The organism is Streptomyces sp. PR69, from assembly GCF_026420845.1.
Taxonomy (GTDB): Bacteria; Actinomycetota; Actinomycetes; order Streptomycetales; family Streptomycetaceae; genus Streptomyces.
Map to the genome: position 1 here is coordinate 282,928 of NZ_JAOWCB010000001.1, position 21,582 is coordinate 304,509.

19 protein-coding genes are annotated in these 21,582 nt (G+C 70.3%); 11 read left to right on the forward strand and 8 right to left on the reverse strand.

The window, feature by feature from the left end; all coding sequences use genetic code 11:
- The first annotated feature begins 151 nt into the window (after nucleotides 1–151).
- Entirely contained in the window at nucleotides 152–1,609 is a 1,458-nt protein-coding gene (locus OF819_RS01205) for a PH domain-containing protein (RefSeq protein ID WP_416370455.1), read from the forward strand.
- 34 nt (nucleotides 1,610–1,643) lie between these two features.
- Complete coding sequence (locus tag OF819_RS01210) at nucleotides 1,644–2,474, forward strand: poly-gamma-glutamate hydrolase family protein (RefSeq protein WP_267241352.1); 831 nt, start codon at nucleotides 1,644–1,646, stop codon at nucleotides 2,472–2,474.
- Between the two features lie 92 nt (nucleotides 2,475–2,566).
- Here OF819_RS01210 and pgl read toward each other — a convergent pair whose 3' ends face one another.
- Genes pgl through tkt form a run of 5 tightly spaced genes read right to left on the reverse strand, consistent with a single transcriptional unit; the run spans nucleotide 2,567 to nucleotide 9,212 of the window.
- Nucleotides 2,567–3,301: a 6-phosphogluconolactonase gene (gene pgl / locus OF819_RS01215; protein ID WP_416370456.1), complete on the reverse strand. Its 735-nt coding sequence runs from the start codon at nucleotides 3,299–3,301 to the stop codon at nucleotides 2,567–2,569.
- Nucleotides 3,302–3,339: 38 nt separating this feature from the next.
- On the reverse strand, nucleotides 3,340–4,410 hold the full coding sequence (opcA, locus tag OF819_RS01220; protein ID WP_267241354.1) for a glucose-6-phosphate dehydrogenase assembly protein OpcA: 1,071 nt from the start codon (nucleotides 4,408–4,410) through the stop codon (nucleotides 3,340–3,342).
- The gene (gene zwf / locus OF819_RS01225) at nucleotides 4,407–5,930 is read right to left on the reverse strand and encodes a glucose-6-phosphate dehydrogenase (protein WP_267241355.1); all 1,524 of its coding nucleotides are present in this window, start codon (nucleotides 5,928–5,930) and stop codon (nucleotides 4,407–4,409) included. The genes opcA and zwf overlap by 4 nt, the downstream gene beginning before the upstream one ends.
- 15 nt (nucleotides 5,931–5,945) lie before the next feature.
- Nucleotides 5,946–7,064, reverse strand: a complete 1,119-nt coding sequence (gene tal / locus OF819_RS01230; RefSeq protein WP_267241356.1) for a transaldolase — start codon at nucleotides 7,062–7,064, stop codon at nucleotides 5,946–5,948.
- 45 nt (nucleotides 7,065–7,109) lie between these two features.
- Complete coding sequence (tkt, locus tag OF819_RS01235; RefSeq protein ID WP_267241357.1) at nucleotides 7,110–9,212, reverse strand: transketolase; 2,103 nt, start codon at nucleotides 9,210–9,212, stop codon at nucleotides 7,110–7,112.
- Between the two features lie 406 nt (nucleotides 9,213–9,618).
- Between tkt and OF819_RS01240 the strand changes: the two genes are divergently transcribed.
- From OF819_RS01240 to OF819_RS01250, 3 genes are all read left to right on the forward strand, one after another.
- Nucleotides 9,619–10,566 carry a heme o synthase gene (locus tag OF819_RS01240; protein WP_267241358.1) on the forward strand — a complete coding sequence of 316 codons (948 nt, stop codon included), beginning with the start codon at nucleotides 9,619–9,621 and terminating at the stop codon, nucleotides 10,564–10,566.
- Between the two features lie 84 nt (nucleotides 10,567–10,650).
- Entirely contained in the window at nucleotides 10,651–10,977 is a 327-nt protein-coding gene (locus OF819_RS01245) for a hypothetical protein (protein WP_267241359.1), read from the forward strand.
- 139 nt (nucleotides 10,978–11,116) lie between these two features.
- Complete coding sequence (locus OF819_RS01250) at nucleotides 11,117–12,244, forward strand: amidohydrolase family protein (RefSeq protein WP_267241360.1); 1,128 nt, start codon at nucleotides 11,117–11,119, stop codon at nucleotides 12,242–12,244.
- A 266-nt stretch (nucleotides 12,245–12,510) separates the two neighbouring features.
- Here OF819_RS01250 and OF819_RS01255 read toward each other — a convergent pair whose 3' ends face one another.
- The 3 genes from OF819_RS01255 to OF819_RS01265 form a co-directional block, all read right to left on the reverse strand.
- A complete protein-coding gene (locus OF819_RS01255) occupies nucleotides 12,511–13,482 on the reverse strand; it encodes a COX15/CtaA family protein (protein WP_267241361.1) in 972 nt (323 codons plus the stop codon).
- Nucleotides 13,483–13,629: 147 nt separating this feature from the next.
- Nucleotides 13,630–14,397, reverse strand: coding sequence for an ABC transporter permease (locus OF819_RS01260; protein WP_267241362.1), 768 nt, complete (start codon nucleotides 14,395–14,397; stop codon nucleotides 13,630–13,632).
- An 88-nt stretch (nucleotides 14,398–14,485) separates the two neighbouring features.
- On the reverse strand, nucleotides 14,486–15,412 hold the full coding sequence (locus OF819_RS01265; protein WP_267241363.1) for an ABC transporter ATP-binding protein: 927 nt from the start codon (nucleotides 15,410–15,412) through the stop codon (nucleotides 14,486–14,488).
- Between the two features lie 327 nt (nucleotides 15,413–15,739).
- On the opposite strand from OF819_RS01265, the gene OF819_RS01270 reads away from it, so the two are divergent.
- The 6 genes from OF819_RS01270 to OF819_RS01295 all read left to right on the forward strand — a co-directional run bounded on the left by OF819_RS01270 (nucleotide 15,740) and on the right by OF819_RS01295 (nucleotide 21,581).
- Nucleotides 15,740–16,477 (forward strand): helix-turn-helix transcriptional regulator, encoded by a 738-nt coding sequence (locus OF819_RS01270; protein ID WP_267241364.1) that lies wholly within the window; start codon nucleotides 15,740–15,742, stop codon nucleotides 16,475–16,477.
- On the forward strand, nucleotides 16,474–17,895 hold the full coding sequence (sufB, locus tag OF819_RS01275) for a Fe-S cluster assembly protein SufB (protein WP_267241365.1): 1,422 nt from the start codon (nucleotides 16,474–16,476) through the stop codon (nucleotides 17,893–17,895). Before OF819_RS01270 ends, sufB begins: the two co-directional genes overlap by 4 nt.
- A 150-nt stretch (nucleotides 17,896–18,045) precedes the next feature.
- Nucleotides 18,046–19,230: a Fe-S cluster assembly protein SufD gene (gene sufD / locus OF819_RS01280; protein ID WP_267241366.1), complete on the forward strand. Its 1,185-nt coding sequence runs from the start codon at nucleotides 18,046–18,048 to the stop codon at nucleotides 19,228–19,230.
- Nucleotides 19,227–19,544, forward strand: a complete 318-nt coding sequence (locus OF819_RS01285) for a non-heme iron oxygenase ferredoxin subunit (RefSeq protein ID WP_267241367.1) — start codon at nucleotides 19,227–19,229, stop codon at nucleotides 19,542–19,544. The genes sufD and OF819_RS01285 overlap by 4 nt, the downstream gene beginning before the upstream one ends.
- Before the next feature lie 7 nt (nucleotides 19,545–19,551).
- Nucleotides 19,552–20,316, forward strand: coding sequence for a Fe-S cluster assembly ATPase SufC (gene sufC / locus OF819_RS01290; protein ID WP_267241368.1), 765 nt, complete (start codon nucleotides 19,552–19,554; stop codon nucleotides 20,314–20,316).
- Nucleotides 20,313–21,581: a cysteine desulfurase gene (locus OF819_RS01295; protein WP_267241369.1), complete on the forward strand. Its 1,269-nt coding sequence runs from the start codon at nucleotides 20,313–20,315 to the stop codon at nucleotides 21,579–21,581. Before sufC ends, OF819_RS01295 begins: the two co-directional genes overlap by 4 nt.
- The last annotated feature ends 1 nt before the right edge of the window (nucleotide 21,582 follow it).

Below are 21,582 nucleotides of genomic sequence, written 5' to 3' on the forward strand. Positions count from 1 at the left end.
GCCCGCGTGCGGGCCCGCGCCCGGACCGGTCCCCGTTCCCGGACCGACGCCCCAGTCCTCCGCCCGCGGGCCCGTGCCGGGGCCGTCCGCGCGTGACGGCGACGGGTGGCGGCGGCTCGATCCCCGTACCGTCTGGGTGACCGGGCTGGTCATGACCGGCGTCGCCGGCGGAGCGGCCCTGCCCGTGTTCTTCGGGCTCGCCGGGGGCCTGCCGCTCGGGCAGGCCGCCGCTCTGGTGCTGGCCGGGGCCGTCCTGCTCGTCGCGGCGGCCGTGGGCGCGGACTATGTGCGCTGGCGCAGAACCCGCTATCGCATCGGGCCCGAGCGCGCCGAACTCCACACCGGGCTGCTGCTGATAAAGCGCCGCTCCCTGGCCAGAGAGCGGATTCGCAGCGTCGATCTGACGGCCAATGTGCTGCAGCGGCTGCTCGGCCTGGTGAAGGTGCGCATCGGCACCGGAGAGCAGACCGGGACCGGCGAGTCCACGCTGGAGCTGGACCCCGTCTCCAGAACGGAGGGCGAACGGCTGCGCCGGGAGCTGATCGCCCGTGCACCGCGCGCCGCGGCCGCGGAGCACCACCGCGACGGCCTGCTCGCCGCACTGGATCTCCGGTGGATCCGCTATGCGCCGGTCTCCTTTGTCGCACCCGTCCTCGGCGGTGCGGCAGTCGGCGCGGTGCTCCAGGTCAGCGAGTGGTTCGGGATGCAGGGAGAGGTCGTCGAGTGGGTGCGGGAGCTGTTCAGGGCCACGCCCGTCGTGCTGACCGTCGCGGTCCTGGCTCTCGCGGCGCTCGTCGCGGGCGTCGTCGGCGCGCTCGCCTTCTGGATCGAGATGTGGTGGGGCTACCGGCTGGAGCGGGAGCCGGGCGGCACCCTGCGGGTGCGCAGGGGGCTGCTCACCGCGCGCTCGATCTCCATCGAGGAGCGGCGGCTGCGCGGAGTCGAGCTCGTCGAGCCGCTCGGCGTACGGCTGTTCGGAGCGGGGCGGCTCGACGCGGTCGCCACCGGGCTGGTCAGGGAGGACGACCACCAGCACGCGGGACACCAGGCGCTGCTGCCCGCGGTGCCCACAGCCGCCGCGCACGAGGTCGCGGCACAGGTCCTCAAGGAGGCGTCGACGCCCCTGGGCGCGCCCCTGACCGTCCATCCGCCGGCGGCGCGGACCCGCAGACTCCGCTGGGCGCTCATGGCCGTGCTGGTGCCGGCGGCGCTGCTCGCCGCGCTGGGCGTCTGGGTCACTCCGGTCCTGCTGTCCGTCGCGGCGGGATGGACAGCGGTGGGAGTGCCGGTCGCGGTGCTCTTGGCGCGTGACGCGTACCGGAATCTGGGGCATGGCATCAGCGGCGCGTATCTGGTCGCCCGCAGCGGAACGACACGGCGCTCCACGGTCGCGCTCCAGCGGAGCGGAGTGATCGGCTGGACGGTCAGACAGTCCTACTTCCAGCGGCGGGCGGGGCTGATCACCCTCACCGCGACGACGGCCGCGGGGGCGGGCGCGTACGACGTCTACGACGCGGAGGAGAGCGAGGGCCTGCGCTTCGCGGCCACCGCGGCCCCCGGTGTGCTGGAACCCTTCCTGCAGCCCGTCCCGGAGGAGCAGCCCGGTTGATCACGGAGGCCGACGGGAGGTGATCATAGTGGGCATGACATCGACCAGCCGCCGTACGCTCCTCACCGCGTTCACCGCCGCCGCCGTCACCGGCCCGCTGCTCGGAGGCGTCGCCGCACCGCCCGCCCACGCCGCCGATGACCTGTACGACTCCAACACCGACCTCTACACCCGGCTCGCGGGGCTGGAGGGCACGGATTTCGCCCGCCGCTACCGGCGGCATCAGCACTTCGACGACAGCCCCGGCCGGACCTACCCCTTCAACCGCACCACGATCATGGCCCTGCACGGCGGCAGCATCGAGATCGGCACCTCAGAGCTCTGCCTCGGCATCGCCGGATACCGGCCGGACAGCCTGACGCCGCTTCAGGACGGCCACGGCGTCCATGACTACTGGATGTTCGAAGGGCTGAAGAACGGGGGGAACAGCGTGCTGCATGTGACCTCCACCCACAACGACGACCATGTCGCCGTCTCCATGGCCGCGAGCAGCCTCAATGTGCTGAGTCTGCACGGCTGCTCCACCGCCTCGGCCGGGGCGAGCGGCGTCGTGGTCGTCGGCGGACGCAACGAGCGCTTCAAGACGCTGCTGAAGCGGGAGTTCTCCGCCGCGGGCATCGGCTGGCGGGACGGCAGCGAGGTCCCGCACCTCGCGGGCGTCTCCACCGCCAATCTGTGCAACCGCACCATGCTCGGCAAGGGCGCACAGCTGGAGATCACCTCCGATCTGCGGGCCGCGATGTTCCGCGTCAACACCCGCGCGGGGCGGGCCGGCAGCACCAAGGACGAGTTCGACGCGTTCGTCGGCGCATGCCGCAGGGCGATCGCCACCCTGGAGGCCGACCCCGACCAGGTCATCCTCTGACAGCTGACAGCTGACAGCTGACAACGGCGGCGGGGCCCGGTCCGCAGCCAGGCGAAAGCCTGCGAACCGGGCCCCGTGGCCGAAACCGCGTGCTACGCCGGGGGATACAGATCCCGCGGAAGCCGGGACGCCGCGGCCGTGTCGAGCAGCCAGAGCGTCCGGCTGCGGCCGTACGCGCCCGCGGCGGGGGCCTGGATCTCGCCCGCGCCGGAGAGTGCGATCGCCGCCGCCTTGGCCTTGTCCTCGCCGGCCGCCAGCAGCCACACCTCACGCGCCGAGCGGATCGCCGGAAGCGTCAGCGAGATCCGGGTCGGCGGCGGCTTGGGCGCGCCATGGACGCCGACGACCGTGCGCTCCGTCTCGCGGACTCCCGGAAGCTCCGGGAAGAGCGACGCGACATGCGTGTCAGGACCGACGCCCAGCATCAGCACGTCGAACGACGGCGCCGCGGCGTGGTTCTCCGGCCGTGCCGCGGCGGCGAGTTCGGCCGCGTACGCGGCGGCCGCGGCATCCGCGTCACCGCCCCACTCGCCGTCGGAGGCGGGCATGGCGTGCACCCGCGAGGGATCGACCGGCACCCGGTCCAGCAGCGCCTGCCGGGCCTGCGTGACATTGCGCTCCGGATCACCCTCGGGAAGGAACCTTTCGTCGCCCCACCACAGATCCAGCCGCCGCCAGTCGACCGCGTCACGGGCCGGGGAGGCGGCGAGCGCGGCCAGCAGGGCATTGCCGTTGCGGCCGCCCGTCAGCACCACGGAGGCCGTGCCGCGCGCCGCCTGGGCGTCCACGACCCGCGTGATCAGCCGGGCGGCTGCGGCCTGTGCCATCAGCTCCTTGTCGTGGTGCACCACGATCTGACGGACAGTCACTTCGCCGCCCTCTTCGCAGCGGCGGTCTTCTTGGCGGCCCCGCCCTTCGCCGCGCCCTCGGACCGGCCACTCCCGGACCCGGCGTCGCCGGAAGCGGAATCACCGGAAGCACCGGCCGCTTCGGGCTCGGCGGCCGCCGCGGCGGTCAGATTCTCCACGCCGAACCGCAGCGCCGACGCATATGTGTCGTCCGGGTCCAGCCGCCGCAGCTCCTCCGCGATCAGCTCCGCCGTGTCACGCCGCTTGAGCGCCACCGCCCGCTTGGGCTGCCCCTGGATCGACAGCGTCGCCAGCGAGCCGTCCGCGCGGTCCAGCACGATCGGGCCACAGGTCGTCTCCATCCGCACCGCCGTCAGACCGGGGCCCGACGACTTGAGCCGCCGCACCGGCACCTGCAGCCGGTCCGCCAGCCACATGGCGAGCAGCTCGCCGCTCGGGTTGAACTCCTCGCCCGCCACCTCCACGGAGGTGACATCGCACTCGACCTGGTCCAGCGCGGCCGCCAGCATCGAGCGCCACGGCGTGATCCGGGTCCAGGCCAGGTCCGTGTCGCCCGGCGTGTACGCCGCGGCGCGCGCCGCCAGCTCCCGCACCGGGTGCTCGGCCGCATAGGTGTCCGTCACCCGGCGCTGCGCCAGTGCGCCCAGCGGGTCCTGGGCGGGGTCGGCCGGCGCGCTCACCGGCCACCACACCACCACCGGGGCGTCGGGCAGCAGCAGCGGCAGCACCACCGACTGGGCGTGGTCGACCACCTCGCCGTACAGCCGCAGCACCACCGTCTCACCGCCGGTCCCGGCGTCCGCGCCGACGCGCACCTCGGCGTCCAGCCGGGCCTTGGCGCGGTCGCGCGGCGAGCGCGAGACCCGCTTGATGACCACCAGGGTGCGCGAGGGGTGTTCGCGGGATGCCTCGCTCGCGGCCTTCAGGGCGTCGTAGGCGTTCTCCTCGTCGGTGACGATGACCAGGGTCAGCACCATGCCGACGGTCGGCGTGCCGATCGCCCGCCGCCCCTGCACCAGCGCCTTGTTGACCTTGCTGGCCGTGGTGTCCGTAAGGTCGATCTTCATGGCCGACGCCAGCTCCGTCCGTCTCGTGCGAGCATCTCGTCCGCCTCGGCCGGCCCCCAGGTGCCGGCGGGATACTGCGCGGGCCTGCCGTTCTTGCTCCAGAACTCCTCGATCGGATCGAGGATCTTCCAGGACAGCTCGACCTCCTCCAGCCGGGGGAAGAGGTTGGAGTCGCCCAGCAGCACATCCAGCAGCAGCCGCTCATAGGCCTCCGGGCTGGACTCGGTGAAGGACTCGCCGTAGGCGAAGTCCATCGAGACGTCCCGCACCTCCATCGACGTCCCCGGCACCTTCGAGCCGAACCGCATGGTCACGCCCTCGTCCGGCTGCACCCGGATGACCAGGGCGTTCTGTCCCAGTTCCTGGGTCGCCGTGTGATCGAACGGTGAATGCGGGGCGCGCTGGAAGACCACCGCGATCTCCGTCACCCGGCGGCCCAGCCGCTTGCCGGTGCGCAGATAGAAGGGGACGCCCGCCCAGCGGCGGTTGTCGATCGCCAGCTTGATCGCGGCATAGGTGTCGGTCTTTGACCTGGGGTCGATGCCGTCTTCCTCGAGATAGCCGACGGCCTTCTCACCGCCCTGCCAGCCCGCCGCGTACTGCCCGCGCACCGTGCCCTTCGCCAGATCCTTCGGCAGCTTCACCGCGCCGAGCACCTTGGTCTTCTCCGCCGCGAGGGCATCCGCGTCAAAGGACAGCGGCTCCTCCATCGCGGTCAGCGCCAGCAGCTGGAGCAGATGGTTCTGGATGACGTCGCGGGCCGCGCCGATGCCGTCGTAATAGCCCGCCCGGCCGCCGATGCCGATGTCCTCGGCCATGGTGATCTGCACATGGTCGACGAAGGACCGGTTCCACACCGGCTCGAAGAGGGTGTTGGCGAAACGCAGCGCCAGAATGTTCTGGACGGTCTCCTTGCCCAGATAGTGGTCGATCCGGAAGACCTGCTCCGGGGAGAACACCTCGTGGACGATCGAGTTGAGCTCCTTGGCCGAGGCCAGATCATGGCCGAAGGGCTTCTCGATGACCGCACGCCGCCAGGAGCCGCCCTGCTGATCGGCCAGCCCGTGCTTCTTGAGCTGCTGCACGACCTTGGGGAAGAACTTCGGCGGCACGGAGAGATAGAAGGCGAAGTTGCCGCCCGTGCCCTGCGCCTTGTCGAGGTCCTCGATGGTCGCCTTGAGCTGCTCGAAGGCGTCGTCGTCGCCGAAGTCGCCCTGGACGAAGCGCATCCCCTGGCTGAGCTGCTGCCAGACCTCCTCGCGGAAGGGGGTGCGCGCATGCTCCTTGACGGCGTCGTGCACCTCCTGTGCGAAGTCCTCGTGCTGCCACTCACGGCGCGCGAAGCCGATCAGCGAGAAGCCCGGCGGCAGCAGCCCCCGGTTGGCGAGGTCATACACCGCCGGCATCAGCTTTTTGCGTGACAAATCGCCCGTGACGCCAAAGATGACCAGACCCGACGGCCCCGCGATCCGCGGGAGCCGTCGGTCTGCAGCGTCACGGAGCGGGTTCGCTCCGATCACACCGGACAAGGTGGGTCAGCCCTCCGACGGGGTGAGGCGCTCAAGCTCCGCCTCGGTCGACTTGAGCAGATCGTTCCAGGACGCCTCGAACTTCTCGACGCCCTCGTCCTCCAGCAGCTGCACCACGTCGTCATAAGAGATGCCGAGCTTCTCCACGGCGTCCAGATCGGCGCGGGCCTGCTCGTATGTGCCGCGCACCGTGTCGCCGGTGATCTCGCCGTGGTCGGCGGTCGCCTCCAGCGTGGCCTCCGGCATGGTGTTCACCGTGCCGGGCGCGACCAGCTCGTCGACGTACAGCGTGTCCTTGTACGCGGGGTCCTTCACCCCGGTCGACGCCCACAGCGGACGCTGGCGGTTGGCCTGCGCCTTGTCCAGCGCCGCCCAGCGGTCGGACCCGAACACCTCCTCGTACGCCTCGTACGCCAGCCGGGCGTTGGCGAGAGCGGCCTTGCCGCGCAGCTCCTTGGCCTCCGGGGTGCCCAGCGCGTCCAGCCGCTTGTCGATCTCGGTGTCCACGCGGGACACGAAGAACGACGCCACCGACTGGATCTTGGACAGGTCCAGGCCGCGCTCCTTGGCCTTCTCCAGACCGGCCAGGTAGGCGTCCATCACCTCGCGGTAGCGCTCCAGCGAGAAGATCAGCGTGACATTGACGCTGATGCCCAGACCGATCACCTCGGTGATCGCCGGCAGACCCGCCTTGGTGGCCGGGATCTTGATCAGTGTGTTCGGCCGGTCCACCAGCCAGGCGAGCTGCTTGGCCTCCGCGATGGTGGCCGCGGTGTTGTGGGCGAGACGCGGGTCCACCTCGATGGAGACCCGGCCGTCCTGCCCGCCGGTGGCGTCGAAGACCGGACGCAGGATGTCCGCCGCATCCCGCACATCCGCCGTCGTGATCATGCGGACGGCTTCCTCGACGGTCACCTTGCGCGCGGCGAGATCCGCGAGCTGCTGCTCATAGCCGTCACCGCCGCTGATCGCCTTCTGGAAGATCGAAGGGTTGGTGGTGACGCCCACGACGTGCTGCTCGTCGATCAGCTCGGCCAGATTGCCCGAGGTGATCCGCTTGCGCGACAGGTCGTCCAGCCAGATCGCGACGCCTTCGTCGGAGAGGCGCTTGAGTGCGTCTGTCATGAGAGTTGCATCTCCTAGTCCTTATGCAGAATGCGTATGACGCCGTCAGCGCGCGGCGGCCGCGATCGATTCCCGGGCGGCCGCGGCGACCGCCTCGGCAGTGAAGCCGAACTCGCGGAAGAGGACCTTGCCGTCCGCCGAAGCGCCGAAGTGCTCCAGCGAAACGATGCGGCCCGCATCGCCCACATAGCGGTGCCAGGTCAGGCCGATCCCGGCCTCGACCGCCACCCGCGCCTTCACCGAGGGCGGCAGCACGCTGTCGCGGTACCCCTGCTCCTGCTCCTCGAACCACTCCACGGACGGCATCGACACCACCCGGGCCGGGACGCCCTCGGCCTGCAGCTGCTCCCGCGCCGCGACCGCGAGCTGCACCTCGGAGCCGGTGCCGATCAGCACGACCTGCGGCTCAGCGGCCTGCCCGGACGGCCCTTCGGCCTCGAACAGCACATAGCCGCCCTTCGCCGCGTCCTCGTTGCGGTCATACGTCGGCACGCCCTGCCGGGTCAGCGCCAGACCGTGCGGGGCGCCGACGCCGAACTCCTTGGTGTAGCGCTTGAGGATCTCGCGCCAGGCGATCGCCGTCTCGTTCGCGTCCGCCGGGCGGACGATGTTCAGACCCGGGATCGCGCGCAGCGAGGCCAGGTGCTCCACCGGCTGGTGGGTCGGGCCGTCCTCGCCCAGGCCGATCGAGTCATGCGTCCACACATAGGTCACCGGCAGATGCATCAGCGCGGACAGCCGCACCGCGTTGCGCATGTAGTCCGAGAAGACGAGGAACGTGCCGCCGTAGATACGGGTGTTGCCGTGCAGCGCGATGCCGTTCATCACCGCGGCCATCGCGTGCTCGCGGATGCCGAAGTGGATCGTGCGGCCGTACGGGTCGGCCTCCGGCAGCGGATTGCCCTCGGGCAGGAACGACGACGTCTTGTCGATCGTGGTGTTGTTGGAGCCAGCCAGGTCGGCGGAGCCGCCCCACAGCTCGGGCACGACCCCGCCCAGCGCCTGCAGCACCTTGCCGGAGGCGGCGCGGGTGGCGATGGAGTGGCCGGTCTCGAACTCGGGAAGGGCGTCCTCCCAGCCCGCCGGCAGCTCGCCCGCGCGGATCCGGTCGAACGCGGCCGCACGCTCGGGGTGGGCGGTGCGCCAGGCGGCGAACGTCTTCTCCCACTCGCCGCGCGCCTCACGGCCGCGGTCCAGCGCCCGGCGGGTGTGCTCGATGACCTCGTCGGACACCTCGAAGTCCTGCTCCGGGTCAAAGCCCAGGACGCGCTTGGTGGCCGCGACCTCCTCGTCGCCCAGCGCCGAGCCGTGCGCGGCCTCCGTGTTCTGCGCGTTGGGCGCGGGCCAGGCGATGATCGAGCGGGCCGCGATGAACGACGGCCGCTCCGTCTCCTCCTGCGCCGCCTTCAGCGCCCGGTACAGGCCCGCCGGGTCGAGGTCGCCGTTGGGCAGCTGCTCCACGCGCTGCACATGCCAGCCGTAGGCCTCGTACCGCTTCAGCGTGTCCTCGGAGACGGCCGTCTCCGTGTCGCCCTCGATCGAGATGTGGTTGTCGTCCCAGAGCAGGACCAGATTGCCCAGCTTCTGGTGGCCGGCCAGCGAGGACGCCTCGGCGGCGATGCCCTCCTGGAGGCAGCCGTCACCCGCGATCACCCAGACGGTGTGGTCGAAGGGGCTCTCGCCCTGCGGCGTCTCCGGGTCGAACAGACCGCGCTCGTAGCGGGCCGCCATGGCCATGCCCACGGCGTTGGCGACGCCCTGGCCCAGCGGGCCGGTGGTCGTCTCGACGCCCGCGGTGTGGCCGTACTCCGGGTGGCCGGGGGTCTTGGAACCCCAGGTGCGGAAGGCCTTCAGATCGTCCAGCTCCAGCCCGTACCCGGCGAGGTAGAGCTGGATGTACAGGGTCAGAGACGAGTGGCCCGCGGACAGCACGAACCGGTCACGGCCGGTCCAGTCGGGGTCCGCCGGGTCGTGCCGCATCAGCTTCTGGAAGAGAACATACGCGGCGGGGGCCAGGCTCATGGCCGTACCCGGATGGCCGTTGCCGACCTTCTGTACGGAGTCCATGGCCAGGACCCGGGCCGTGTCAACGGCCCGCTGGTCCGATGCGGTCCACTCGAGGTCTGTGGTGGTCGGCTTGGTGCTCACCCTGAGTCAGGGCTCCTCTCCACATGTCGAATCCCGGCGGCTGAGGTCGCACCGGGCGCTGTCGAGCCTACCCTCGCCCGGGCGCTCATCCATTCGAGCGCCTGATCGGGCGCCGACGGCAGCCGATACGGGCATCCGTACTGCCAGAGTGCCGCCCCCCGCGGCGCTTCGCCTCCCGGCGGCCGGCGGGTGTGACAGCCGGCTTCCCGGGACGGACATCCGGTGCTGATGACACCGCGGCCATGGGCATGACCGTGTATACGCGCGGCGTGCGGATACCGCTCAACACGAGCCCACCCCGGCGGAGAACGGCATATGGGCAACGTCTAGAGTGGCGTGGTACGCGCAAGTCTTTACCGGGCCTTCACTCCCGGAGCTTGCTGGGATTTCTCTGTCAGGGGTGTGCGTGACGGCCGTCGAGTCCCGACCCGCAGGGGTCGTCTTGACTCCCAGCCCGGGGGGCCATCGGCCGTTCGGGGCCCGCGTCAAGGCATTCGTGGCGCTGACCAAGCCGCGGATCATCGAGCTGCTGCTGATCACCACCGTGCCGGTGATGTTCCTGGCCGCTCAGGGCGTACCGGACCTGTGGCTGGTGCTGGCCACCTGCATCGGCGGCTACCTCTCCGCGGGCGGCGCGAACGCGCTGAACATGTACATCGACCGCGACATCGACGCGCTGATGGACCGCACCGCGCAGCGCCCCCTGGTCACCGGCATGGTCTCGCCCCGTGAGGGCCTGGTCTTCGGCATCACCCTGGCCGTCGTCTCCACGCTGTGGTTCGGACTGCTCGTCAACTGGCTGTCCGCCGCCCTCGCACTGGGCGCGCTCCTCTTCTATGTCATCGTCTACACGATGATCCTCAAGCGCCGCACCGCGCAGAACATCGTGTGGGGCGGCATCGCCGGCTGTATGCCGGTGCTGATCGGCTGGTCCGCGGTGACCGACTCGATGTCATGGGCCGCCGTCATCCTCTTCCTCGTCATCTTCTTCTGGACGCCGCCGCACTACTGGCCGCTGTCGATGAAGGTGAAGGACGACTACGCGCGCGTGGGCGTGCCGATGCTCCCGGTCGTCGCCTCCAACCGGGCGGTGGCACGGCAGATCGTCGTCTACAGCTGGGTCATGGTCGCCGTCTCGCTGCTGCTGCAGCCCCTCGGCTACACCGGCTGGTTCTACACCGCGGTCGCCCTGGCCACCGGCGGCTGGTGGCTGTGGGAGGCACACGCACTCCAGGCGCGGGCCAGGGCCGGTGTCACCGGCGGCAAGCTCAAGGAGATGCGGCTCTTCCACTGGTCGATCACCTATGTGTCGCTGCTCTTCGTCGCGGTCGCCGTCGACCCCTTCCTGCGGTAGCGACGCCGGTGCGGGGCCGGGCGTGGCCCATGCCACCGCGCCCGGCGGTCGCCAACTGATCTACTCGTCGGTAGCATCCTGATTATGGAGACCCAGTCAGACGCCCGCGCCGAGCGCCGCGCGGCCAAGCTCGCCAAGCAGATCCGCGCGTTCGCCAAGCAGCACGGCGGCGCCGAGGGCCAGCTCGCCTATCTGGGCCAGATGGGCACCCGCATCGTGCTCGTCGGCGAGGACGGGGGGTGGGGGGACCTGGTTGCCCCGAGCCATGCGATCGCCCAGGCGGCGGCGGAGAAGGCCGGGATCACGATGCATGAGTCGTTCGACGGGGACTTTGCGGCGAAGGTGCGGACGGGGCCGTACGAGTGGACGAGGATGGCGGGCATCCAACTGGGCGGCCCGCCCAACGCCTGACCCGTCCCCTGGGGCTCCGCCCCCAGTTTCGGGAAGTGGGGGTCCCCCCAGGGCGTAGGGGGAGGGGCTGGGGAGCAACACCTCACCCCGGGCCACGCGTTAGGAGTGTGACAGCACGGCCCGCGCCCAGGAGCCCCGCATGATCGACGCCGCATCCGTGGCGAACCTCGTGGATCAGCACTGCCACGGCGTACTCCGCACCGAACTCGGCCTCGGCACCTTCGAGGCGTACCTCGGCAGGACGGCGGGCCCGCCCGCCCCGGGCACCACGTTCTTCGACACGCAGACCGGCTTCGCCGTACGGCGCTGGTGTCCGCCGCTGCTGGATCTGGAGCCGCACTGTCCCCCGGCCCGCTATCTCGCCCGCCGCCGGGAGCTCGGTGTGCTGGAGGCGGGACGGCGGCTGCTTCGGGGGAGCGGCATCGCCACCTATCTGGTGGACACCGGGCTGTCCGGGGACCTCAGCGGGCCGTCCGAGATCGCCGCGGCGGGCGCGGCCGAGGCGCGGGAGATCGTCCGCCTTGAGCTCCTCGCCGAACAGGTCGCCGACACCTCCGGCACGGTGGAGTCCTTTCTGGCGAACCTCGCCGAGGCCGTCCACGGCGCGGCGGCCAACGCGGTCGCCTTCACCTCTGTCGCGGGTATGACGACACCGCTGGCCGACGCACCCGAGCCCCCGGGCCCCGGCGAGGTACGCGGCGCGGCGGGCCGCTGGCTGGCCGGGCGCGCCGTCGGCGACCGCCTCGGCGACCCCGTCCTCGTACGGCATCTGCTGTGGATCGCCGTCGCCTCCGGGCTGCCGCTCCAGCTGCACGTCGGGGTGGCGGACCCGCTGGTCCTTTCCTCCTTCGCGGCGGCGACGGCCGGGCTCGGCACGGACCTCGTGCTGCTCGGCGGCTATCCGCACCACCGTCACGCGGCGCATCTGACGAGCGTCTTCCCGCATGTGTACGCGGATCTCGGCCCTGCCCTGGCGCACACCGGAGCCAGGGCGGCGGCCGTTCTGGCCGAGCTTCTTGAGCTCGCGCCGTTCGGGAAGCTTCTCTTCTCCAGCGGCGCCCGCGGGCTTCCCGAGCTCCATGTCGTCGGCGCCCGGAGCTTCCGCGAGGCGCTGGGCAGGGTGCTGGGCGGCTGGGTCGCCGAGGGGGCCTGGTGTCTGCAGGACGCCCAGCGGGTCGCTGCGATGATCGCCGAGGGCAATGCGCGCCGTGTATACGGCCTCGCGCCGGCGGCTCGGCTCCAGGACCCGGCCGTCTGCCGGGGCTGACCCGCGGCGGCGGAGGGCCGGACAGGAGCCGGTCACACGGCGCGGCGGCCTGGCAGTGGCAGGGACAGGGATGCCGGAGCCGGAGCCGGTCGTATGGCGGGGTGGCGGACGGCCCGGAGCCGGTCGGCGACGATCAGCGCGGGCGGGAAGCCAGGCCGGTCACCCTGGGCGGTTGGTGTGCGCGACCGGCGGCGGACCGGCTCGCGGCGGTGTCCGGCGTGCTCAGCCCGTCGACCGGAACGGCCACCTCCGGACGGCGGCCCGGCTCAGGCCCGTACGGCCAGCTCCCGCTCCTCCGGGGACGGAATCCCCGGGGCCGTGACCTCCCGCTCGCGCAGGCTGAGCGCCAGCCGCAGCACCGCGATCCACATCAGAGCCGAGCCGAGCATATGGGCCCCCACCAGCACCTCCGGGACGCCGGTGAAGTACTGGACATAGCCGATGCCGCCCTGGGCGAGCAGGACCAGCAGCAGATCGCGTGCGCGCGCACGGATGTCGTCGGGGGCGTCCGCCACCCGCAGCGCCAGCCACATCGCGGCCGCCAGCGCGCACACTGCCCAGGCCGCGGCCGCATGGACATGCGCGACGTCCGCCCAGTGCCACGGCATGCGCGGCACCTCGCTGCTGTCGCCCGCGTGCTTGCCCGAGCCGGTCACCGCGGTGCCGACGGCGATGAGCGCCACCGAGGCGACCACGATCGCCCAGGACAGCTGCCGTACGGGCTTCGGCACTCGCACCCGGGGCCTGCCGTCGCCCTCGCGGGTGCGCTGCCAGGTGATGACGGTGACCGTGAGCAGCCCGTTGGCCAGCAGGAAGTGGCCGGCCACCGTCCAGGGATTCAGCCCTGCCAGCACCGTGATGCCGCCGAGCACCGCATTGCCCATCACGATCCAGAACTGCGACCAGGCGAGCCTGCTCAGCCCCCGCCGCCGCGGCTTCACGGACCGCGCCGCGATGATCGTCCAGCCGACGGCCGCCGACAGCACATAGGTGAGCATCCGGTTGCCGAACTCGATCAGCCCGTGGATGCCCTGCTCGGGCGTGGTGAACAGGGAGTCGTCCGTGCACTTGGGCCAGGTGTCACAGCCGAGGCCGGAGCCGGTCAGCCGGACCGCGCCGCCCGTGACGATGATGACGACGCTCATCACGACGGCGGACAGCGCGGCGCGCCGGAGCGTCTTCGGGGAGGGCGTCCAGCGCTGGGCGATGAAGGCAAGAGGGGTCTGCACGGCCCTCATCGTAAGAGGGGGCTTGTGCAACCGTTCACGAGGGGTACGAGTCAGGCCAGTCGGATCATTCTGCGCCGGGCCCGGCGCGGGCCCGGCCCCGGACGCCCTGACTGTTCCCCGCTGTTCCTGTTCCCGCCATTCCCACCGGAACAGCCGCTATTCCCACCGGAACAGCCGCGCCGCCGCCCCCAGACCCACGGCCGCCCACACGGCCAGTACGCCCAGATCCGCCCACGGCAGCGCCGCGCCGTGCTGGAGCACCTCGCGCAGCCCCTCGGAGAGCGCTGAGATCGGCAACAGCCCGAGCGCCGAGGCGACCGGGCCGGGGAACTTGTCCAGCGGCACGATCACCCCGCCGCCGATCAGCAGCAGCAGAAACACCAGATTCGCCGCGGCGAGCGTGGCCTCCGCCCTGAGGGTGCCCGCCATCAGCAGCCCGAGCCCGGAGAACGCCGCGGTGCCCAGCGCGAGCAGCAGCAGCACGGAGAGCGGATTGCCCTCGGGCGACCAGCCGAGGCCGAAGGCGATGGCCGTCAGCAGGCCGATCTGCAGCAGCTCGGTGGCCAGCACCGAGAGCGTCTTGGCGCACATCAGCGCCCAGCGCGGGATGGGCGACGCACCGAGCCGCTTGAGCACCCCGTACCGCCGCTCGAAGCCTGTGGCGATGGCCTGTCCGGTGAACGCCGTGGACATCACGGCGAGCGCGAGCACGCCGGGGGTGAGGAAGTCCACCGGCTGGCCGCTGCCGGTGTCGACGATGTCGACCGTCGAGAACAGCACGAGGAGCAGAGACGGGATGATCACGGTGAGCAGCAGCTGCTCGCCGTTGCGCAGCAGCATCTTCGTCTCGAAGACGGCCTGCGCGGTGATCATCCTGCCGAGGGGCGCGGCGCCCGGCTTCGGTGCGTATGTGCCGGCGCTCATCCGCGCAGCTCCTTGCCCGTCAGTTCCAGGCTGTGCTCTCCCGGGGGACAACCCCCGGACCCCCGGTCGTCTTCGTCGTACCGCGCCGTCATCCGCGCAGCTCCTTGCCCGTCAGTTCCAGAAACACGTCTTCGAGGGTGTGGCGCTCCACGGAGATGCCGTCCGGCATCACTCCGTGCTGGGCGCACCAGGAGGTGACCGTCGCCAGCAGCTGGGGGCCGACCTCGCCGGTTATCCGGTAGGCGCCGGGGGTCAGCTCGGCGGCGGCTGAACCGTCCGGGAGGGCCTTCAGCAGGGAGCCGACGTCCAGCCCCGGCCGTCCGGTGAAGCGCAGGGTGTTTTCCGCGCCGCCGCGGCACAGCTCCTCCGGGCTGCCCTGGGCGATTGCCCGGCCGGCGTCGATGATCGCGACATCGTCCGCCAGCTCCTCGGCCTCGTCCATGAAATGCGTGGTCAGCACGGTGGAGACGCCGTCGGCGCGCAGTTCCCGCACCAGCTCCCAGGTTGCGCGGCGGGCCTGCGGGTCGAGCCCCGCCGTGGGTTCGTCCAGGAAGACCAGTTCGGGCCGGCCGACCACGGCCATCGCCAGTGCGAGGCGCTGCTGCTGCCCGCCGGACAGCCGCCGGTAGGCGGTGCGGCCGCAGGAGCCGAGGCCCAGCCGCTCGATCAGCGTGTCCACATCCAGCGGATGGGCGTGCAGCCGCGCCATGTGCCGCAGCATCTCGTCGGCGCGCGCGCCCGTGTAGACGCCGCCGGACTGGAGCATCACGCCGATGCGTGGCCGGAGCTTCGCCGCGTCGGCGACCGGGTCGAGGCCCAGCACGCGCACCGCGCCCCCGTCCGGGCGGCGGTAGCCCTCGCACACTTCGACGGTGGTGGTCTTGCCGGCGCCGTTCGGGCCGAGGACCGCGGTGACGGAGCCCGCGCGCACATCGAGATCGAGGCGGTCCACGGCCGTCTTCGTCCCGTACCGCTTGACCAGACCCCGGATCTCGACGGCGGACTCGCTTCGCATGCCGGGAAGTCTAGGCGGGGAGGAGCACCCGTCGGGCCATGGGGGCGAAGGTCCGCCGCCCACCGGTCCGTCCCCCGTCCGGGCGTCGGCATGAACGGAATCTTCGGTACCGGAAACAGCCCTCGTGCGGCCGCCGCCCCATGGTGCGCGATTCCGCTGGAATTCCTGGCGGAAGGCCAGGTCAAGGCCAGGTTACAGCCTATTGCGCGGTGATTTCGGACCGCCGGAAACCCCTTCCTCCTTAGGTAACCCTTAGTGACGAAGCGCACCGGCTCGCGCGGCCGACGCCGGTTGTCACGGTCAGAAGAATTACGCAACAATGGCGTTGTGAAAAACGGCGAGGCCAGGCGGGAGACACCGCAGGAGGAGCTCGCGGCAGGGGTGCGCTCGGACCATTCGACGCGCAACCGGGTCGCGCGGTCCATCCTGGACCACGGCCCGTCCACTGTGGCCGATCTCGCCGGCCGTCTCGGCCTCACCCAGGCCGCCGTCCGCCGCCACCTCGACGCGCTCGCCGCGGAGAATGTGGTGGAAGCCCGTGAACAGCGGGTCTACGGAGCACGCACACGGGGACGGCCCGCCAAGGTGTTCGCGCTCACCGACTGCGGCCGGGACGCCTTCGACCAGTCGTACGACGAGCTGGCCGTGGACGCCCTCCGCTGGATCGAGCGGACCGCGGGCGAGGAGGCAGTCGCCGCCTTCGCCAGGGACCGTGTCGCAGCGCAGGCCGAGGCGTACCGCAAGGCGGTCGACGAGGCCCCGCCCGAGGAGCGCACCCAGGCGCTGGCGAAGGCCTTGAGCGCCGACGGGTACGCTGCTACGGCGCGCAGCGCGCCCCACAATCAGCAGGGTGAGCAGCTCTGCCAGCACCACTGCCCGGTCGCCCATGTAGCCGAGCAGTACCCGCAGCTGTGCGAGGCGGAGACCGAGATCTTCTCCCGACTGCTCGGGACGCATGTGCAGCGACTGGCCACGATCGCCCACGGCGACGGGGTCTGCACCACGTTCATCCCCAAGACTTCATCCACAGCATCTGCAAGCACGGCCGGGAGGAACCCCGCATGACTCTCCCCACGGAGACTGCCCACCCCGAACTCGAGGGTCTGGGCAGGTACGAATTCGGCTGGGCCGACTCCGACGAAGCCGGTTCCGCTGCCAAGCGCGGCCTTTCCGAGGACGTCGTCCGCGATATCTCCGCGAAGAAGAACGAGCCGGAGTGGATGCTGAAGCTGCGGCTCAAGGGTCTGCGGTTGTTCGACAAGAAGCCCATGCCGACGTGGGGCTCGGATCTGTCGGGTATCGACTTCGACAACATCAAGTATTTTGTGCGGTCCACCGAGCAGCAGGCGGCCTCCTGGGAGGAACTGCCTGAGGACATCAAGAACACCTATGACAAGCTCGGCATCCCGGAGGCGGAGAAGCAGCGTCTCGTCGCCGGCGTCGCCGCCCAGTACGAGTCCGAAGTCGTCTACCACCAGATCCGCGAGGACCTGGAGGCCCAGGGCGTCATCTTCCTGGACACCGACACGGCGCTGAAGGAGCACCCGGAGCTTTTCAAGGAGTACTTCGGCACCGTGATCCCGGTGGGTGACAACAAGTTCGCCTCCCTGAACACGGCCGTGTGGTCCGGCGGATCGTTCATCTACGTCCCCAAGGGCGTGCACGTCGACATCCCGCTGCAGGCCTACTTCCGCATCAACACGGAGAACATGGGCCAGTTCGAGCGGACGCTGATCATCGTCGACGAGGACGCCTACGTCCACTACGTCGAGGGCTGCACCGCCCCGATCTACTCCTCGGACTCGCTGCACAGCGCCGTCGTCGAGATCATCGTCAAGAAGGGCGGCCGCTGCCGCTACACGACGATCCAGAACTGGTCGAACAACGTCTACAACCTGGTCACCAAGCGTGCCGTGGCCTACGAGGGCGCGACCATGGAGTGGGTCGACGGCAACATCGGCTCCAAGGTCACCATGAAGTACCCCGCCGTCTACCTGATGGGCGAGCACGCCAAGGGCGAGACCCTCTCCATCGCCTTCGCGGGCGAGGGCCAGCACCAGGACGCGGGCGCGAAGATGGTCCACATGGCCCCCAACACCTCCTCCAACATCGTCTCCAAGTCGGTGGCGCGAGGCGGCGGCCGCACCTCCTACCGCGGTCTGATCGAGATCGGCGAGGGCGCCCCGGGCGCCAAGTCCAATGTGCTGTGCGACGCGCTGCTCGTGGACACGATCTCCCGCTCCGACACCTACCCGTATGTCGACGTCCGCGAGGACGATGTGTCCATGGGCCACGAGGCCACCGTCTCCAAGGTCTCCGAGGACCAGCTCTTCTATCTGATGAGCCGGGGCATGAGCGAGGACGAGGCGATGGCGATGATCGTGCGCGGCTTCGTCGAGCCGATCGCCAAGGAGCTGCCCATGGAGTACGCGCTGGAGCTCAACCGGCTGATCGAGCTGCAGATGGAAGGCGCGGTGGGCTGACCGCCGGCTGCCGCCACCCCCTGACCCCAGGTCCCATCTGGCTCACCCCATGAGCCTGCGAGCGAGCCGAAGGGCGCGCCGGTGCCCGCCGGGCACGGCGTCCGGAGGCCACACGCACTATGAATGCAGAAAGTGAGCGCTAGGACAGCCATGGCTGAGGCTCAGAACATCCCGGCGGGATCCACCACCGCCGGCTCGATCGCGGTGGCCGCCGAGTCGACCGTCGCCACCCGGATGAGTGCGCCCCCGTCCTTCGACGTGGCGGACTTCCCGGTGCCGCACGGCCGTGAGGAGGAGTGGCGCTTCACTCCGCTGGAGCGGCTGCGCGGGCTGCACGACGGCACGGCTGTCGCCAACGGCGCCGGTGTCAAGGTCGTCATCGACGCCCCCGAGAGCGTCATCGTCGAGACGGTCGGCCGGGACGACGAGCGGCTCGGCACGGCCGGCACTCCCGTCGACCGCGTCGCCGCCCAGGCGTACAGCTGCTTCGAGCAGGCCTCGGTCGTCACGGTGCCCAAGGAGGCCGTGCTCACCGAGCCCATCCGGATCGCGGTCCACGGCGAGGGCGGCACCGCCTTCGCCCACCAGGTGATCGAGCTCGGCGCCTTCGCCGAGGCCGTCGTGGTCATCGACCACACCGGCGACGCCGTCCTCGCCGCCAATGTCGACTTCGTCCTGGGAGACGGCGCCAAGCTCACCGTCGTCACCGTCCAGGACTGGGACGACAAGGCCGTCCACTGCTCCCAGCACAATGCGCTGATCGGCCGGGACGCCTCCTTCAAGTCGGTCGTCGTCACCTTCGGCGGAGACCTCGTACGGCTGCACCCGCGGGTTGCGTTCCGGGACACCGGCGGCGAGGCGGAGCTCTTCGGCCTCTACTTCACCGACCAGGGCCAGCACCACGAGCACCGGCTGTTCGTCGACCACAACACCCAGCACTGCAAGTCCAACGCGGTCTACAAGGGCGCGCTGCAGGGCGACGACGCACACGCCGTGTGGATCGGCGACGTACTGATCCAGGCCGCGGCCGAGGGCACGGACACCTATGAGATGAACCGCAACCTCGTCCTGACGGACGGCGCGCGGGTCGACTCGGTGCCCAATCTGGAGATCGAGACCGGCGAGATCGTCGGCGCCGGCCACGCTTCCGCCACCGGCCGCTTCGACGACGAGCAGCTGTTCTATCTGATGGCCCGCGGCATCCCGGAGCACGAGGCCCGCCGTCTCGTCGTCCGCGGCTTCTTCGCCGAGCTGGTCCAGCAGATCGGCATCGACGATGTCGAGGAGCGGCTGATCGCCAAGATCGAGGAAGAGCTGGAGGCGTCCGTCGCATGACGTACGTACGCGCCTGCGGCCTGAGCGAGCTGGACGAGGACACCCCCAAGCGGGTGGAACTCGAGGGCACGCCGGTCTCGGTCGTCCGCACCGAGGGCGAGGTGTTCGCGATCTACGACATCTGCTCGCATGCGAACGTCTCCCTCTCCGAGGGCGAAGTGGAGGACTGCCACATCGAATGCTGGCTGCACGGCTCCAGCTTTGACCTCCGCACGGGCAAGCCCGACAGCCTTCCCGCGACGCAGCCCGTCCCCGTATACCCCGTAAAGATCGAAGGGGACGACGTGCTCGTCTCCGTCACCCAGGAGTCCTGAGGCACCCATGGCAACGCTTGAAATCCACGACCTGCACGTCTCCGTCGAAGCGGAGACCGGCCCCCGCGAGATCCTCAAGGGCGTCGACCTGACCGTCAAGCAGGGCGAGACCCACGCCATCATGGGCCCCAACGGCTCCGGCAAGTCCACGCTCGCCTACTCGCTGGCCGGCCACCCCAAGTACACGATCACCGGCGGCGCCGTCACCCTGGACGGCGAGGACGTCCTGGAGATGAGCGTCGACGAGCGCGCCCGCGCCGGCGTCTTCCTCGCCATGCAGTACCCGGTCGAGGTTCCCGGCGTCTCGGTCTCCAACTTCCTGCGCACCTCCGCCACCGCGATCCGCGGCGAGGCCCCCAAGCTGCGCACCTGGGTCAAGGAGGTCAAGGAGACCATGGAGCGTCTCCACATGGACCCCGCCTTCGCCGAGCGGAACGTCAACGAGGGCTTCTCCGGCGGTGAGAAGAAGCGCCACGAGATCCTCCAGCTGGAGCTGCTCAAGCCGAAGATCGCGATCCTCGACGAGACCGACTCGGGTCTGGACGTCGACGCGCTGCGCATCGTCTCGGAGGGCGTCAACCGCGTCCGCGAGAGCGGCGAGGTCGGCACCATGCTGATCACCCACTACACGCGGATCCTGCGCTACATCAAGCCCGACTTCGTGCATGTCTTCGCGAACGGCCGCATCGCCGAGTCCGGCGGCCCGGAGCTCGCGGACAAGCTGGAGGCCGAGGGCTACGAGGCATATGTGAAGGGTGGCGTATCGGCGTGACTGCACCCCGCCAGGGGCTCCCCGGCCTCCTCGACACCGAGGCGATCCGCAAGGACTTCCCGATCCTGGACCGCCGACTCCACGACGGCAAAAAGCTCGTGTACCTGGACAACGCCGCGACGTCCCAGACGCCGCGCCAGGTGCTCGATGTGCTGAATGAGTACTACGAACAGCACAACGCCAATGTCCACCGCGGTGTGCATGTGCTCGCCGAGGAGGCCACGGCGCTGTATGAAGGCGCCCGCGACAAGGTCGCCGCCTTTGTCAACGCGCCCAGCCGCGATGAGGTGATCTTCACCAAGAACGCCTCGGAGTCGCTGAACCTCGTGGCGAACATGCTGGGCTGGGCCGATGAGCCCTACCGGGTGGACAGCGAAACCGACATCGTCATCACGGAGATGGAGCACCACTCCAACATCGTTCCGTGGCAGCTGCTCTCGCAGCGCACCGGCGCGAGGCTGAAGTGGTTCGGCCTCACCGACGACGGCCGGCTCGATCTGTCCAATATCAATGAGATCATCACCGAGAAGACGAAGATCGTCTCATTTGTGCTGGTCTCCAACATCATGGGCACGATCAACCCGGTCGAGGCGATCGTCCGCCGCGCCCAGGAGGTCGGCGCGCTCGTCCTGATCGACGCCTCGCAGGCCGCCCCGCACATGGTGCTGGACGTACAGGCGCTGCAGGCCGACTTCGTGGCCTTCACCGGGCACAAGATGTGCGGCCCGACCGGCATCGGCGTGCTCTGGGGCCGGCAGGAGCTGCTGGAGGACCTGCCGCCGTTCCTCGGCGGCGGCGAGATGATCGAGACCGTCTCGATGAGTTCCTCCACCTATGCGCCCGCGCCGCATAAGTTCGAGGCCGGTACGCCCCCGATCGCCCAGGCCGTCGGCCTCGGCGCGGCCGTGGACTACCTCACCTCGATCGGCATGGACAAGATCGCCCAGCATGAGCACATCCTGACCGAGTACGCGGTCAAGCGGCTGCAGGAGGTCCCCGGCCTGCGGATCATCGGCCCGACCACGGCCGAGGACCGGGGCGCGGCGATCTCCTTCACGCTCGGTGACATCCACCCGCACGATGTGGGCCAGGTGCTCGACGAGCAGGGCATCGCGGTCCGGGTCGGCCATCACTGCGCACGGCCGGTCTGCCTGCGGTACGGAATTCCTGCGACCACACGAGCGTCCTTCTATCTGTACTCCACGCCGGCGGAGGTTGACGCCCTCGTCGACGGGCTGGAGCACGTCCGTAACTTCTTCGGATGAG